Source organism: Pseudomonas sp. S8, from assembly GCF_050473925.1.
Lineage (GTDB): Bacteria > Pseudomonadota > Gammaproteobacteria > Pseudomonadales > Pseudomonadaceae > Aquipseudomonas > Aquipseudomonas parakoreensis.
Map to the genome: position 1 here is coordinate 3,402,057 of NZ_JBFDVZ010000016.1, position 14,707 is coordinate 3,416,763.

Sequence of the window (14,707 nt, forward strand, 5' to 3'; positions counted from 1 at the left end):
TCCTACAGAGAATCTCGATCCCCTGTAGGAGCTGCCGCAGGCTGCGATCTTTTGCCTTTAAGCTTTTACCGGCTCCATTGCCAACTCAACAGCTTCCGGGCGTTTGACCGCCGCGTAAACCACCGCCGTCAACACACTCCCCGCAACAATCGCCAGCAGATACAACAACGCATGATTGATCGCATTGGGGATCGCCAGCACAAACAAGCCACCATGCGGCGCCATCAGTTTGCAGCCGAAGTACATCGACAACGCGCCGGTCAATGCACCGCCGGCGATGCTCGCCGGAATCACCCGCAGCGGGTCTTTGGCGGCAAACGGAATTGCCCCTTCAGAGATAAAGCACAGCCCCAGCACCAGCGCCGCTTTACCGGCCTCGCGCTCGGTCTGGGCGAACTTGCGGCGAGCGATGAAGGTGGCGATGCCCAGCCCGATGGGCGGCACCATGCCGGCAGCCATGGTCGCGGCCATCGGCGCATAACTCTGCGATGCCAGCAGCCCCACCGAGAACGCATACGCGGCTTTGTTGATCGGTCCGCCGAGGTCGACACACATCATGCCGCCGAGCAACACGCCGAGCAAAATCGCGTTGGTGGTGCCCATGCTGTCGAGGAAATGCGTCAGCGCCGCGAGCATCCCGGCGACCGGTTTACCCACCACGTAGATCATCACCAGACCGGTGAACAGGCTGGCGAACAACGGGATGATCAGAATCGGTTTCAGCGCTTCCAGACTCTGCGGCAACGCCACATAACGACTGATGGCCTTGGCCGCATAACCAGCGATGAAACCGGCGACGATCCCGCCGATGAACCCTGCGCCCAACGTGCTGGCAAGCAAACCACCAATCATCCCCGGCGCCAGGCCCGGGCGGTCGGCGATCGAGTAGGCAATGTACCCGGCGAGCAGCGGCACCATCAGCTTGAACGCGGTCTCGCCGCCGATCTGCATCAGCGCTGCCGCCAGCGTGCCTTCTTCCTTGAACGCGGTGATGCCGAAGACGAAAGACAGCGCGATCATCAACCCACCGGCCACCACCATCGGCAGCATGAACGAAACACCGGTCAGCAGGTGTTTGTAAACGCCGGTTTTCTCTTGCTTGGCCGGCGCCTTGCCGTCGCTCGCAGCGTTCTCCACCTGAGCTTCGGCGAGGGCTTTTTTCAGCGTCGCTTCGGACTGTTTGAGGGCAATGCCGGTGCCGCAGCGGTAGATTTTCTTGCCGGCAAAACGCTCGGTGGCGACTTCGATGTCCGCCGCCAGCAACACCACGTCAGCCTCGGCAATCGCCGTCGCGCTGAGTGGGGTTTTCGCGCCCACCGAACCCTGGGTTTCGACGTGCAGTTCATAGCCCAGACGCTTGGCCGTCTGCTGCAACGCCTCGGCCGCCATGAAGGTGTGGGCGACGCCGGTCGGGCACGCGGTGATGGCGACGATGCGCGGGGCACGTTGCGCAGCGGCAAGCGGGGCGGCTTCGCTGGCGACATAAACTCCAGCCTCTTGCGCACCGCGACGCAGCACCGCTTCGACATCTTGCAGCGCTTGCGCCGGGGCGATGCGGAACACGCGCTTGCCGACAAAACGCGTCATGTCGATGTCACCGGTGGCGACCAGCAACACCCACTCCGCCGCCTCAATGGTGGCGGCCGACAACTCACGTTCCGGATGCGCCGCATCGACCACTTCAACGCTGGTGCTCCAGCCCTGACGCTGGGCCGCCGCGTCGAGCAGACGGGCGCACAGCACACTGGTGACCATGCCGTTCGGGCAGGCCGTGACAATGGCTAATTTCATGACAAACCCTCTTATTGTTCTGTCAGGGGACGCACGCGCACGCCCTGTTCGAGCCGCGCCAGTTGCGCCGCATCGTTGATGCCGAAACCGATCTGGGTCACCGCCATCGCGGCAATCGCCGTGGCCGTGCGCAGGGTCTGCTCGGGCGTGTCGGCACTGAGCAGACCGTGGAGCATGCCGGCCAGCAGCGAATCGCCGGCCCCTACCGTGCTGGCGACCGTAACCTTCGGCGGCGTGGCATGCAGCGCCGAGCCGACACTGAACCAGTTCACACCGTCGGCACCGTGGGAGATCACCACGTGCTCGATGCCTTTGGCATGCAGGCACGCCGCTGCCTGGGCTTCGGCGGCGTGGGAGACCACATCGCAATCGAGCGCATCGGCGAGTTCTTCGGTGTTCGGTTTGATCAGCCACGGGCGCGCTTCAATGGCAGCGCGCAAGGCTTCGCCGCTGCTGTCGAGGGCGACTTTCAGGCCGAGGCCGTTCAGGTGTTCAATCAACTCGCGCAACCACTGCGCACTGACGCCACGCGGCAGACTGCCGGCGACCACCACCGCATCATGCCCCGGAGCGATCTGCAGCAGACGCTCAAGCAACGCTTGCTGAGCCGCCGCGTCGACCACTGGCCCCGGACCGTTGATGTCGGTGATGCGCCCGTCGTGCTCGGCGACCTTGATGTTGCTGCGCGTCTCCCCCGGCACGCGGATGAAGGCGTCGACAAAACCGCGCTTGGCAAACAGGGTTTCGAAGGCCTGCAGATTGTCTTCGCCGAGAAAGCCGCTGACCGTCAGTTGATGCCCGAGATCCGCCAGCACTTGCGCGACGTTCACGCCTTTGCCGGCGGCGTGGGTGTGCATCTCGTCGCTGCGGTTGACCTGACCGGCCTCCAGGCGTGGCAACTCGACCGTGAGGTCCAGCGCCGGATTGAGGGTCAGGGTGAGAATCTTGGCCATTACAGGGCCTCCACTAATGCACGCACTTCGTTCGCGCTGCCCACGGTGAGGGCTTGTTGAGCAAGGGTTTGCGCCTGGTTCAGGCTGAGTTCGCGGATGCGCGCCTTGACCTCGGCGATGCTGCGCCCGGACACGCTCAGCTCATCGACACCGAGGCCGACCAGCACCGGCACCGCCAGCGGATCCGCCGCCAGTTCGCCGCACACACCGACCCATTTGCCATGGGCATGCGCCGCGCGCACGGTGATGTCGATCAGTTGCAGCACCGCCGGGTGCAGGCCGTCAGCCTGGGCCGATAGCGTCGGATGACCACGGTCAATGGCCAGGGTGTATTGCGTGAGGTCGTTGGTGCCGACACTGAAGAAGTCGACTTCCTTGGCCAGCACCGGCGCCAGCAACGCGGCGGACGGCACCTCGATCATGATCCCCAGTTGCAAGTCCGCGACCGGGATTTCCAGGCGCAGGCGTTCGGTCATGTCACGGGCCTGACGCCATTCTTCAACGCTGCCGACCATCGGGAACATGATCCGCAACGGCCGGTTGTCCGCCGAACGCAGCAAGGCGCGCAACTGCGCTTCCATGACCTGCGGACGCTGCAGCGTCAGGCGAATGCCACGCACGCCGAGGAACGGGTTTTCTTCCTTGGCGATCGGCCAATACGGCAGCGGTTTGTCACCGCCGACATCAAGGGTGCGCACCACCAGCGGCCGCCCGGCGAGGCCATCGAGAACGCGGCGGTATTCGGCTTCTTGAGTGGCTTCGTCCGGCGCCTGCGGGTGGGCCATGAAAATCAGTTCGGTGCGCAGCAGACCAATGCCTTCGGCGCCCTGCTCGACCGCAGCGTTGACCCCGGCGCTTTCACCGATGTTGGCGAACACTTCCACGGCGTGACCGTCAGTGGTGTGCGCCGGTTGATGCCGTTGTTCGGCGGCAGCCTTGAGGCGCTGCTCACGGGTGTCGCGTTCCTCGGCGGCACGTTGCAGGGTCGCAGCATCGGCGTCGACGTGCAGGCGACCGCGCTGGCCGTCCAGCAGCAGCGGCGTGCCCGGTTCCAGCAGTAACACCGCTGCGCCCGCACCGACCAGCGCTGGAATCCCCAATGCACGGGCGACGATTGCACTGTGCGCCGTGGCGCCGCCGCGCGCGGTGAGAATCCCCGCTACCCGCGCCGGATCCAGCCGTGCGACGTCCGACGGGCCGACCTCGTCCATCACCAGAATGTACGGTTGCTCCGGCTCGTTCGGCGTCTGTACGCCGCAGAGTTGCGCCAGCACCCGGCGACCGATATCACGCAGATCCGCCGCCCGCTCGGCGAGCAACGCGTCCTGCAGCGATTCCTGTTGTCTGGCTGCCGCTTCGATCACCGCCATCCACGCCGCTTCGGCGCTTTCGCCTTGCTTGAGGCGAGTGTCGACTTCGTCGGTCAGTTCCGGGTCGTCGAGCATTTCCTGGTGAGTGATGAAAATCTCGCGAATCGCCTTGGCCTTGCTGCGTTCGATCAGGCCCTGGATGTCACTGCGCACATCGCTCAACGCTTGCTTGAGGCGCTCGCGCTCGATGGCGGCGGACTCGCCGCGCAACGGGTAATCGATAGCCTGTTGCACCTGAATGTGCGCTGGGCCAATGGCGATGCCCGGTGCAGCAGGGATCGCCTGCAACTGCGCGCCGGACGCCGGGGCGATCAGCACCTCGGCAATATCGGTGATGACTTCGCGTTGCTGGCTCACGGCCGGCAACGGTTCGACTTCTTCACCGAGGCCTTCTTCGATAGCGGCCAGCAATGCAGGCAAGGCATCGGCGGCGATGCTCGGCTCGGCGATCAACTCCAGCACCTGACCACGCCGCGCACCGAGGCTCAGCAGTTTGCTCAGGCTTTTCACCGACACGGCGCTGTCCGCGCTGTCGACGATGCGCACACGGATTTCGCCGTCAAAACTCTTCGCCAGTTGCGCAAGGATCTTCGCCGGACGTGCATGCAGACCGTGGGCATTGGCCAGGGCAATACGCGCGCTCGGCCAGTCGGCGGGCAGTTCGCCACCGAGCACTTCGAGGACTTTGCGGCTGCTGGTGGCACGGCCCAGCTCATGGCCGCGACCTTCAATCAACAACGCGCACAGACGTTCGAGCAGCGCCTGATGCGCCTCGCCCAAACTGGCCAGGCAGAACAGACCGCTCAGTGGCTGGCCGAGGTAACGCATCGGTTTGTCCGGGGTGACGAAGGCCAGGCCCGGGCGCTTCACGGTTTGCTCGCTGTGCAGCCACCAGAGGCCATCGCCCAGCGGCAGCGCTTCGACTTGCTGCAACACGCCGGCAAACCCGTTGCTCACACAATCGGCCTGGCGCAACAGACGCGCGCCACGCCAGACCAATTCTTCGAAGTCGTCAGCCGACACCCCGAGGCCGATCATCTGCGCATCCAGCGCCAGTTCCTGCGGCGCACCTTGCAGCAGTTTCAGCAACGCTTCCGGGGAACTGGCGCGACGCAGGGCCTGGCCCAGATCGGTCTCGCCGAGGGCGCGGGTCAGCAGTTGCAGCAGGCGCAGGTGTTCGTCGGATTTGGCAGCGATACCGATCGCCAGATACACGATCTGGCCATCACCCCAATCCACGCCCTCGGGAAACTGCATCAGCCGCACGCCAGTGGCGAACACCTGATCGCGGGTCTCGGGCGTACCGTGGGGGATGGCAATACCCTGGCCGAGAAAGGTCGAGCCCTGGGCTTCCCGGGCCTGCAAGCCGGCGAGGTAGCCATCGGCGACCAGGCCATCGGCCACCAGATGATTGGCGAGTAGTTGCAGGGCGGCGGGTTTATCCACAGCCGATTGGCCCATGGATATCTGCTCTATAGTGAGCTCGAGCATGCGATCTCCTTTTTGGCACATGGATGCGCCAGGATATTGTTTTGAATGGTCACAGCTTAGGCGCTGGTCAGCCTGCTTTTCAGCGGCCGTTTTGGCGGTTTCACGGCAGAACCGGCCAAAGGCGTCTAAAACGTAGAAAATACGCTTGCTGAAACGTTTAATCTAGATTGATCGGCACGTTACTCGATAATGTCTCATCCTTGAAGTCCAACTTGTCGGATGCGCTGCGACAATAGTCGTCTGCCTGAATCGGGTAGGATTGGCGAAAATGTCGCGGCAAGCTCGAAAAAACAAGGAAATACCGGGTTGAAACTCAGTGATATCGCGCGGTTGGCCGGAGTGTCCGTGACCACCGCCAGCTACGTCATCAACGGCAAGGCCGAACAGCAACGCATCAGCAACGCCACGGTCGAGCGGGTGCGTGCGGTCGTCGAACAGCACGGCTTCACCCCCAATCCACAAGCTGCCGGGTTGCGCAGTCGGTACACGCGCACGTTGGGCTTTATTCTGCCGGATCTGGAAAACCCCAGTTACGCGCGGATCGCCAAACTGCTCGAGCAAGGCGCGCGGGCGCGGGGTTATCAGTTGCTGATCGCCAGCTCCGACGACGCGCCGGACAGCGAGCGCCAGTTGCTGCAACTGTTCAAGGCGCGCCGCTGCGATGCGCTGATCGTCGCCAGTTGCCTGCCGGCCGGTGACGACAGCTATCGCCAGTTGCAAGCCAAGGGTCTGCCGATCATCGCCATCGACCGGGTCATGGAACCCGAGCACTTCTGCTCGGTGATCAGTGACGACCGCGAAGCCAGCCTGCACCTGACCCAGAGCCTGCTCGCCCCGCAGCCAAAACAGATCGTGCTGCTCGGCGCACGTCCGGAGCTGAGCATCAGTCAGGAACGTGCGGCCGGCTTCAAGCAGGCACTGCTCGACTTCAAAGGCGAAGTGCTGATCGAGCACGCCGAGTCCTTCAGCCGCGAATGCGGCAAGCAATTGATGGAAGAACTCCTGCAACGTCTGGGGCATTTGCCGGATGCACTGGTGACCACCTCCTACGTGCTGCTGCAGGGCGTGTTCGATGCGCTGCATGACTTCCCGCTCAAATCCCGTCCGCTGCGCCTGGGCACCTTCGGTGACACGCAGTTGCTGGACTTTCTGCCATTGCCGGTCAACGCCATGGCCCAGCAGCACCAGTTGATCGCCGACAAGGCGCTGGAGCTGGCGTTGGCTGCGGTTGAGCAAGCCGAATACAAGCCTGGCGTGCAGGCCATCGCGCGGACCTTCAAGCAGCGTATTCACCGGGACTGAGCCGTGGAGCTGATCGACAGCCACACCCACCTCGACTTCCCCGACTTCGACGCCGATCGCGCGGCGTTGCTCGCCGAAAGCCGCGCTCTCGGCGTGCGGCGGATGGTGGTGCTGGGGGTTTATCAGGGCAATTGGCAACGGCTGTGGGATCTGGTGCAGAGCGATGCCGACTTGTATGCAGCGTTCGGTCTGCATCCGGTGTACCTCGATCAGCATCGACCCGAAGACCTGCGCGCACTCGGTGACTGGCTGACGCGGCTGCGCGGCCATCGGCAACTGTGTGCGGTGGGCGAGATCGGTCTGGATTATTTCATCGAAACCCTCGACCGCGAACGCCAGCAAGCGCTGTTCGACGCGCAACTGCAACTGGCGGCAGACTTCGATTTGCCGGCGCTGATCCACGTCCGCCGCAGCCACGCAGCCGTAATCGCCACGCTCAAGCGCTTCAAGCTCAAACGCGCCGGGATCATCCACGCCTTCGCCGGCAGCCGCGAAGAAGCACGCGAATACATCAAGCTCGGTTTCAAATTGGGTTTGGGCGGCGCGCCAACCTGGCCGCAGGCGTTGCGCATGCATCGCGTGCTGGCGGAGTTGCCACTGGATTCGATCGTGCTCGAGACCGACTCGCCAGACATGGCCCCGGCGATGTTTCCCGGCGTACGCAATACACCGGCACACTTGCCGGCGATCTGTGCGGCGCTCGCCGAGTTGATGAACATCAGCCCGGAACAACTGGCCGCTGCCAGCACTGCCAACAGCTGCGAAGTATTCGGTTGGTAACACGCCTTCTGTAGGAGCTGCGGCACGCTGCGATCTTTTGCTCCTCGCCCTCAAGACAAGATCAAAAGATCGCAGCCTCGTTTCACTCGGCAGCTCCTACAGTCGGTTCGCATGCGCTCTGGCTGCGTCGAGGATCAGGGTCATGTGCTGACGGTGGTGAAAAAAACGCAGCAGCGCGAAGTACGCGAAAAGCACGATCAGTGACGCATTCAACTGTTCAGTCACGCTGAGCAGCCCGATCCATTCCATGACCAGCGCCACCAGCAGCGCGGTACACACGGTTACCGAGGCGCTGAAGCGCAGCAATCCCAGCGAATCGAGGGACTTGAAGCGTTTGATCTGTTTCGGGCAACGCAACTCCAGCGTTTTCTGGCAGTGCGCGCAAGTGAACGGTTCGTTGATTGCGATGGCGTTGAGCTGCCATGGCTTGAGTAACTGCGTGGTCTGGCAATGAGCACAACGGCCCTGGACTCCCAGGGTTGCAACGGACATGAGCGGCCTCCTCGACGCAATCAGCGGAACTCGGATACTGGCTCATTAATGACGAAAAGCCAGCCGTCGGAAGAAAACAGGAATTGGCTTACAAGCGTAAGTATCAATGCATTACAAAATGTTCTGACATCTGCCCTGCTCCCCCTGTTGGAATGAGCATGTAGTGAGGGGATTCATCCCCGATGGACTGCGCAGCAGTCCCTGATCACTTACAGGCATGGGGGGGACGCTGCGCGTCCCATCGGGGATGAATCCCCTCCCAACAGGTTTTCTGCCAAGGGGGGCGCGGCAGGATTCAGACGCGGAACGCGCTGATCAGCTGTTTGAGTTCCACCACCTGCGCCGACAGTGCCCGGCTGGCATCCTCGGTCTGATGCGCACCTTGGGCCGTGCGTTCACCGGCGCGGTTGATCTCGACGATGTTCTGGTCGATGTCATGCGCGACGGCGGTCTGCTGCTCCACGGCAGCGGCGATCTGCTGATTCTGATCGACGATCATGCCTACCGCCCCCAGGATGTTTTCCAACGCCTGCTGGACCTTTTCCGACTGCCCGACCGTGCCGTTGGCCATCTGATGGCTGACGCCCATGGCTTTCACCGCCGCGCCGACGCCGCCATGCAGCTTGGCGATCATCTGTTCGATTTCTTCGGTCGATTGCTGAGTGCGTTTGGCCAACGTACGCACTTCATCTGCCACCACGGCGAAGCCACGGCCCTGCTCGCCGGCACGGGCCGCTTCGATGGCCGCGTTAAGCGCCAGCAGATTGGTCTGCTCGGCAATGCTCTTGATCACTTCCAGCACGCGGCTGATCGACTGGCTGTCGCTGGCCAACTGATTGATCACCAGCACTGATTGGTCGATCTCGCTGGCCAACGCGGCAATGCTGCCCTGCTGCGACTCCACCAGTGTGCGGCCGCTGACGGTTTCATCGTTGACGCTGTGCGCACTGCTCACGGCTGCCGCTGCGCTGCGTGCAACTTCCAGCGAGGTCGCCGACATCTGATTCATCGCGGTCGCCACTTGCTCGATCTGCGTGCGCTGCCCGGCCACCGCCTGATTGCTTTGCGCGGAGACATTTTCCACCTGCCCGGCCTGGCGCTCGACCTCGGCCACGGTATGGCCGACCCGTTCGATCAGGTCGTGGATCTTCCTTACGGTGCCGTTGAACACCTCACCCAGCTCGCCGAGTTCATCGCGGCTGCTGGCCTTGAAATTGACCGTCATGTCACCGGCCGCGACCTTGTCCATCATCGCGCCCAAACGCTTGAGCGTGGTGCGGGTCGAGGCGTAGAAACCCGCGTAGAGATAGAAAATCAGCACGAACACCACCGACAACGCCACCGCCTGCAACACCATGTGCGTGCGGTTCTGCGCCAGGCGCTGCTGCAGTTGGGTATCGAGAAATTTCAGGGTCGCGTCATTGAGCTGGTAGGTCTGCGCCATCAGCCCGGTGACTTGGTCGTAAAACGCCTGCCACGGAGTATCGAGGGTCTCGGCCACCACGACTTTCGCTTCAAACAGTTCGCTGGCCTGTTTGAGCGAGGTCTTGCTGCTGTCGGACGGCGCGCTGAGGCTGGCGCGCGCAGCTTTGCTGGAGTCGAGGGCATCCTGCAATTTCAGTGCGTATTCGGCCTGGAGCTTTTCGATCTGCGCCAGCAACTCGTCGAAACGGGTACTCGACGAGCTGTTGAGAAAGCCCTGCCCCAACGAATACGAGCCGATGGCCCGGCCTTCGCCGAGGGTTTGGGTGACGCCCGGGGTAATGTTGGTGAGCAACTCGCTGAGCTGGCGGATGTCGCTCTGGTTGTCACGGCTCAAACCGGCCTGACTGGCGATGATCTGGCTGAAAATCTGCGCGTTGCCGAGCAGCTTGCCGATCATTGCGCTTTTGCTTTGCAGGGAGCTTTCCACCTGTTGGGCCTTGAACGCGCTGATCATTTCATCGCGTTTGCCGTCGAACAGTTTGACCTGCTCGGGATCGTCGGTCATCGCCTGCAGACCTTGCAAGCGCGCCAGCACGGCTTGCTCCAGGCTGCTGATCTGCGCCTCGAGGTTGTCGGCCTTGCCGGACTGCCCGAGGACAACGTTGATCTGCACCAGATTATTCAGCGTTTCCAGATCCCGGCGCAGGCTCAGGCTGCTGCCCAGCAGATCGAGGCTCTGCAATTCGACCCGGGTGCCCTGGAATTCGCGGTAGGAATCGCGCACCAGATAGAAATTGGTCACCAGCATCGGCACCAGGAACAGCACGCTGATCAGGCTGAACTTCATGCCGAAGCTCAGACGGTTCATCAGCGAGACGGCGGGATAGAGCAAGCTCTTCACTGGAAGTCTCCCTTGGTTTTTCTTGTTTTTATTGGCAGGCGCGGGACGAAAGCAGATAGCCACTATCGGGCGCTGTCTCTGTATAGCTCAAATCGGCGGGAGGTTTTGTAACTTAAGGTTAACGACTACGCTGCGCCGTTCACTGACCTGTGGCGAGGGGATTTATCCCCGATGGGCTGCGCAGCAGCCCCATTAAGATATTGGGGCCGCTGCGCGCCCCATCGGGGATAAATCCCCTCACCACAATGAATTTCACGGGCGAGTATCAGTGAATCAAGACTGTCCACAAGGCAAACCCGGCATACCACAGCACCGCCGCGCGCAGCAGCAGTTCCCACAGGCAATCGAGGGTATTGATACCTTCAGGGCCGACCACCGGCGGCGGGATCTCGCCTGCTGCCAGGCCGACCTTGTTGATCAGATGCGCGGCGCTGATGTTCCAGTTCAGCAGCTCATGCAACATCACCCGGCTGACCGCGACGAAGTTGCCGACCAGTGCAAGGCTGGCAGCCAGCAGGCGCACCGGCAACCAGTCAAAGGCGTGACGTAACTGGCCGGCACGTTCGGCGAGCGCCGGGTTCTGGCTGTTTTCTTCCGCCAATGCCAGCAAGCGATAAGCCAGCGCCGCGACCGGACCGAGCACGAAGTACCAGAAAATCACCGCGAAGAAGCTCTGATAGGCCTGCCACAGCAAGTGACTCTGGACCTGTTCCAGCAATTGCTCACCGCTGTCGGCACAGATATCCAGATCACGCTTGGCCACATGCGCGGCCGCTTGCAGGTCTTCACGCCGCCAGGCGTCACGGAACGGCCCGAGTCCTCCGAGCAGATCACCGCGGCCCAAGGCGTAAATCACCACCACCAAATGCACCGGCAAGGCCAGCAAGCCGTACGCGACGGGTTCCAGTACCAGCAGCAACAAGCCGAGCAGCGCCACCGGCAGCAACACCAGAATGGTCAGCACCAGCCACGGTCGATTCGATAATCGTGGGCTGCTTTCGAGTTTGTGCAGCTCGCGGATCCATCCGCCATCGCGTTGAACCCGATGGCGCAAGGCCGAGAACTTCTCGATCCAGACCGCCAGCAGTAACACCAGAAAACTCATTGTCCTTCCTCTTGTGCCAGGGCTGCGCGGTAACGCGCCCAGTCGAATGCCGGGCCAGGATCGGTCTTGCGCCCGGGTGCGATGTCGCTGTGCCCGCAGATACGGGCGCCGGTGATGGCCGGAAATGCGGTTTGCAGCTGACGCGTCAGCGTGATCAGCGCCTGATACTGCGCATCGGTAAAGGGCAGATCATCGGTGCCTTCGAGTTCGATGCCCACGGAAAAATCGTTACAGGTTTCCCGGCCTTCAAACTTCGACACGCCCGCATGCCACGCCCGCTCAAGACAAGAGACAAACTGGGTGACGGTGCCGTCACGTTCGATCAGAAAATGCGCCGAGACGCGCAAGTCGGCAATCCCTGCAAAATAGGGATGCTCGGTGACATCCAGACGATTCTGGAAAAATTCCTGCACCTTGCCGGTGGCGAACTGCGCCGGCGGCAGGCTGATGTTGTGGATCACCAACAGGGAGATTTCGCCCGCAGGGCGTTCATTGAAGTTGGGCGATGGGCAGACCTGCACCCCGTGACACCACCCGCTAGCGGGATCCAACTGCATACCGATTCCTTCAACGCCGACTGTGTTGGCGCCCAGTATGCCGTGATCGGCCCCCGGCGCGCGATCACTTGCCGCGATTGAGGCGCCGCAGATTGCCGAGCACCGACTCCAGCGCCCGATCAAACAGCAAGGTGTCATCCAGCGCACGCACCGCGCCCCGGCGGAATTCAAGGGCCAGGTCGATGCGGCTGCGCTCCAGCACTTTCATCCCGGTACGATCAACAAACACGTATTTGCCGGTGGCTTCGATGACCGCCGCGAGCTTGCAGCGCAGGCTGTGCTCGTCGTCTTCCTGGAAGGCGACCCAACTGCCCAGACGCAGTTGCTCCACCTGACGCAGGCCGGGATCGTCGTGCGCAAGGCCGCTGGCATTCAGGCCGATCGCGCCCTCATCAGCGCTGCGCAGGGTAATGTGCTGCGACACTTCAACCAGCGCCGGCGCATCGGCCGGCGGCGGCTCGGATGAGGGCTCAAGCACCCGCACATGCAACGCTTCCAGCTCGCTGAAAAATTCGCTGGTGGCGAACGGATCGAACGCCGAACTGCTCAGGCCATCACGCAATGATTTGAGCAAACCGGGCACCAGCGCCAGCAATCGCAGACCGGCGTCCGCCTCGTCATGACGCTGCACGCTCCAGATCAATTGTTCCATGGTCTGTACATCGGCCTGCCATTCAGCCGACTGGTCGCCATGCTTGAGGCACGTCAGCAGCAGCACTTTGCTCCACGCATCACGCACGAACATTACCACCGAAGGCGGCAGGACTTTCCCCAGCAGCGCCAGATTCAACACCTGCTCGACCCGCTGCCGGGCCAACTCGGTTTTCGCTCGCCCTTCTTCGGCGTCGCGCAAACGCTGCTCAAGCAATTCGCTGCGCCGCCGCTCATCGCTGGTGAAGGCGAGGAAGTCTGCGAGCAATTCGGAGAAGATCGCCGGGTCGTCAACGAACTCGGTGAGCAGGCGCTGCACCACTTGTTCGATGCGCAGATACAGGCTGTCACGCGCCTCGCCGCTGCAATCGCCCCAGCCCATGGCGGCATCGGCGATCTCATTGAGCAGGCGTCGCGCCGGGTGGCTGCCGCGACTGAAGAAGCTTTTGTCGAGCACCGCCACTTTGAGCATCGGAATCTGCAGACGGGCGATCAACGCCTTGAGCGAATCCGGCAGGTTAGGGTCTTCGAGGATGCAGTCGAAGACCATCGCAATCAGATTGATCACGTCTTCATCCGCACCGTCGACGATGCGCGATTTGCCGCTCCTGACGCTGACCCGCGTCAGCAATTGTTCGAGCTGGTTGCGCAGGTCGAAGTCATCCTGCGCCGCCAGCGCCGGGACGTATTGCTGCAGATGCGAGAGCAGGCGCAACAGATCGCGGGTACTGATCGGCTGCGTCGCGACGCTCGGCTCCAGGGTCGGCGCGACGCTGCCGCGCACGTGCCGGAGCAACTCCTGCAACGCGGCGAAAACTTCCTGTACGCCTTCGTCGGCGCGAGCCGGCTCGTCGCTTTCTTCGCTGCTGATGCTCGCTGCCGCACGCTCGATCGCGCGACGCGCAGGTGCCGGTTTCAACTCGGGCAACACACCGGTGGCAACCAGCAATTGATTGGCTTCGGCGTACAACGGCTCGGTGTCGGCCAGTACGTAGCGTTCGAACAGTTTGAGCAAGATCAGCTTGACCTTGATCTCCACCCCCAGGTTGCGCCCGGCTTGCAGAAAAAACTCGCAGAGCATCGTCGGGCCGAGCGGGTTGTGCTGGTTGTCGAAATTCTTGCCCAGCAACACGTTGAGCCGCGCGGTCAGTTGATCGAGGGCAAAGCCGTCACGCTTGAGCACCCGGCCGACCATGGTCTCGACCGCCACGTTGCGCTCCATGTCGTCGGTGCGCGGTGCCGACTCTTCGAACATCAACGAATCGGGCAACGTGTGCTGAACGGGGTCGTACTGGATGAGGGCGACGAAGGCTTCGAAAAATTGTTCGAGAAACCCGCGCTCGATGTTTTTGCGTTTGAGGCGCAGGTCGCGCATGGCTTCGAAAAAGATGTTCTGTTCGACATCGTTGCGCGCCCGGTCGGCCATTTCGAACAGGGTGTCGTCGGCGTTATCGAACAACTCCTGCAAACCGTGGCGCAGTTGCTGGGCTGCCTTGTCGCGGACCTGAAGCAGAATCACAGGCAGGCGGGCGAGCGGCGAGTGATTCGCCTGATCGGTAGCGGCCTTGTGCAAAGGCACTACATTCCCGTCGTTGTGCATCCAAGCCTCCTGAAACGGTGATTCCACTGGGCAGTTACCGCGCAATTCCCTGTGGGAGCGGGCTCGCTCTCACATCAGCGTCAAAGCCATGACGTCAAATGCAAGGCGGATTATCTTGCAAAACTTGTCGCGGGCGCTATAGCCGTCAGGGTTTCCCCTATGCCTGCAACACCTTCCAGTGACCACGAGAAGCGCTGCTTTGCTCACAGAAAATCGACCAGTTGCAGTCTGCCACGCGCGTTCTCGCCTTGGGTTGGCTCTCGCCATGCCCCTATAATCGGCGCACTTA

Annotated in this window: 10 protein-coding genes; 2 read left to right on the top strand and 8 right to left on the bottom strand. The window is 62.2% G+C overall.

Translation table 11 applies throughout. From position 1 onward, the window contains the following. Window positions 1–57: 57 nt before the first annotated feature. From AB1J88_RS16580 to ptsP, 3 genes are read right to left on the bottom strand one after another with little or no spacing between them, the layout of a single operon-like run. Entirely contained in the window at window positions 58–1,791 is a 1,734-nt protein-coding gene (locus AB1J88_RS16580; RefSeq protein WP_430291482.1) for a PTS fructose-like transporter subunit IIB, read from the bottom strand. An 11-nt stretch (window positions 1,792–1,802) separates the two neighbouring features. After that, window positions 1,803–2,744 carry a 1-phosphofructokinase gene (gene pfkB, locus AB1J88_RS16585; protein WP_430291483.1) on the bottom strand — a complete coding sequence of 314 codons (942 nt, stop codon included), beginning with the start codon at window positions 2,742–2,744 and terminating at the stop codon, window positions 1,803–1,805. Continuing rightward, window positions 2,744–5,605: a phosphoenolpyruvate--protein phosphotransferase gene (gene ptsP, locus AB1J88_RS16590; RefSeq protein WP_430291484.1), complete on the bottom strand. Its 2,862-nt coding sequence runs from the start codon at window positions 5,603–5,605 to the stop codon at window positions 2,744–2,746. The genes pfkB and ptsP overlap by 1 nt, the downstream gene beginning before the upstream one ends. Window positions 5,606–5,911: 306 nt before the next feature. Here ptsP and cra point away from each other — a divergent pair, with 306 nt between their 5' ends. Both cra and AB1J88_RS16600 read left to right on the top strand, forming a co-directional pair. Beyond that, window positions 5,912–6,907 carry a catabolite repressor/activator gene (gene cra, locus AB1J88_RS16595; protein ID WP_430291485.1) on the top strand — a complete coding sequence of 332 codons (996 nt, stop codon included), beginning with the start codon at window positions 5,912–5,914 and terminating at the stop codon, window positions 6,905–6,907. 3 nt (window positions 6,908–6,910) lie between these two features. Beyond that, complete coding sequence (locus tag AB1J88_RS16600; RefSeq protein WP_222016594.1) at window positions 6,911–7,687, top strand: TatD family hydrolase; 777 nt, start codon at window positions 6,911–6,913, stop codon at window positions 7,685–7,687. Window positions 7,688–7,783: 96 nt separating this feature from the next. Here the strand turns inward: AB1J88_RS16600 and AB1J88_RS16605 are convergent, their stop codons facing one another. The 5 genes from AB1J88_RS16605 to AB1J88_RS16625 form a co-directional block, all read right to left on the bottom strand. Further along, complete coding sequence (locus AB1J88_RS16605) at window positions 7,784–8,179, bottom strand: hypothetical protein (protein ID WP_047291192.1); 396 nt, start codon at window positions 8,177–8,179, stop codon at window positions 7,784–7,786. A 295-nt stretch (window positions 8,180–8,474) separates the two neighbouring features. Next, window positions 8,475–10,505: a methyl-accepting chemotaxis protein gene (locus AB1J88_RS16610; RefSeq protein WP_430291486.1), complete on the bottom strand. Its 2,031-nt coding sequence runs from the start codon at window positions 10,503–10,505 to the stop codon at window positions 8,475–8,477. Window positions 10,506–10,770: 265 nt separating this feature from the next. Beyond that, window positions 10,771–11,610: a regulatory signaling modulator protein AmpE gene (gene ampE / locus AB1J88_RS16615; RefSeq protein WP_041066826.1), complete on the bottom strand. Its 840-nt coding sequence runs from the start codon at window positions 11,608–11,610 to the stop codon at window positions 10,771–10,773. Beyond that, window positions 11,607–12,167, bottom strand: a complete 561-nt coding sequence (gene ampD / locus AB1J88_RS16620) for a 1,6-anhydro-N-acetylmuramyl-L-alanine amidase AmpD (RefSeq protein WP_121183664.1) — start codon at window positions 12,165–12,167, stop codon at window positions 11,607–11,609. Before ampD ends, ampE begins: the two co-directional genes overlap by 4 nt. Window positions 12,168–12,231: 64 nt before the next feature. Further along, window positions 12,232–14,418: a DUF1631 domain-containing protein gene (locus tag AB1J88_RS16625; protein WP_430291487.1), complete on the bottom strand. Its 2,187-nt coding sequence runs from the start codon at window positions 14,416–14,418 to the stop codon at window positions 12,232–12,234. Window positions 14,419–14,707: the final 289 nt, after the last annotated feature.

Bases quoted from the DNA above. Each gene is read 5' to 3' on its own strand.
- ampD (WP_121183664.1), bottom strand. From the start codon at position 12,167: ATGCAGTTGGATCCCGCTAGCGGGTGGTGTCACGGGGTGCAGGTCTGC.
- AB1J88_RS16580 (WP_430291482.1), bottom strand. From the start codon at position 1,791: ATGAAATTAGCCATTGTCACGGCCTGCCCGAACGGCATGGTCACCAGT.
- AB1J88_RS16605 (WP_047291192.1), bottom strand. From the start codon at position 8,179: ATGTCCGTTGCAACCCTGGGAGTCCAGGGCCGTTGTGCTCATTGCCAG.
- ptsP (WP_430291484.1), bottom strand. From the start codon at position 5,605: ATGCTCGAGCTCACTATAGAGCAGATATCCATGGGCCAATCGGCTGTG.
- pfkB (WP_430291483.1), bottom strand. From the start codon at position 2,744: ATGGCCAAGATTCTCACCCTGACCCTCAATCCGGCGCTGGACCTCACG.
- ampE (WP_041066826.1), bottom strand. From the start codon at position 11,610: ATGAGTTTTCTGGTGTTACTGCTGGCGGTCTGGATCGAGAAGTTCTCG.
- AB1J88_RS16625 (WP_430291487.1), bottom strand. From the start codon at position 14,418: ATGCACAACGACGGGAATGTAGTGCCTTTGCACAAGGCCGCTACCGAT.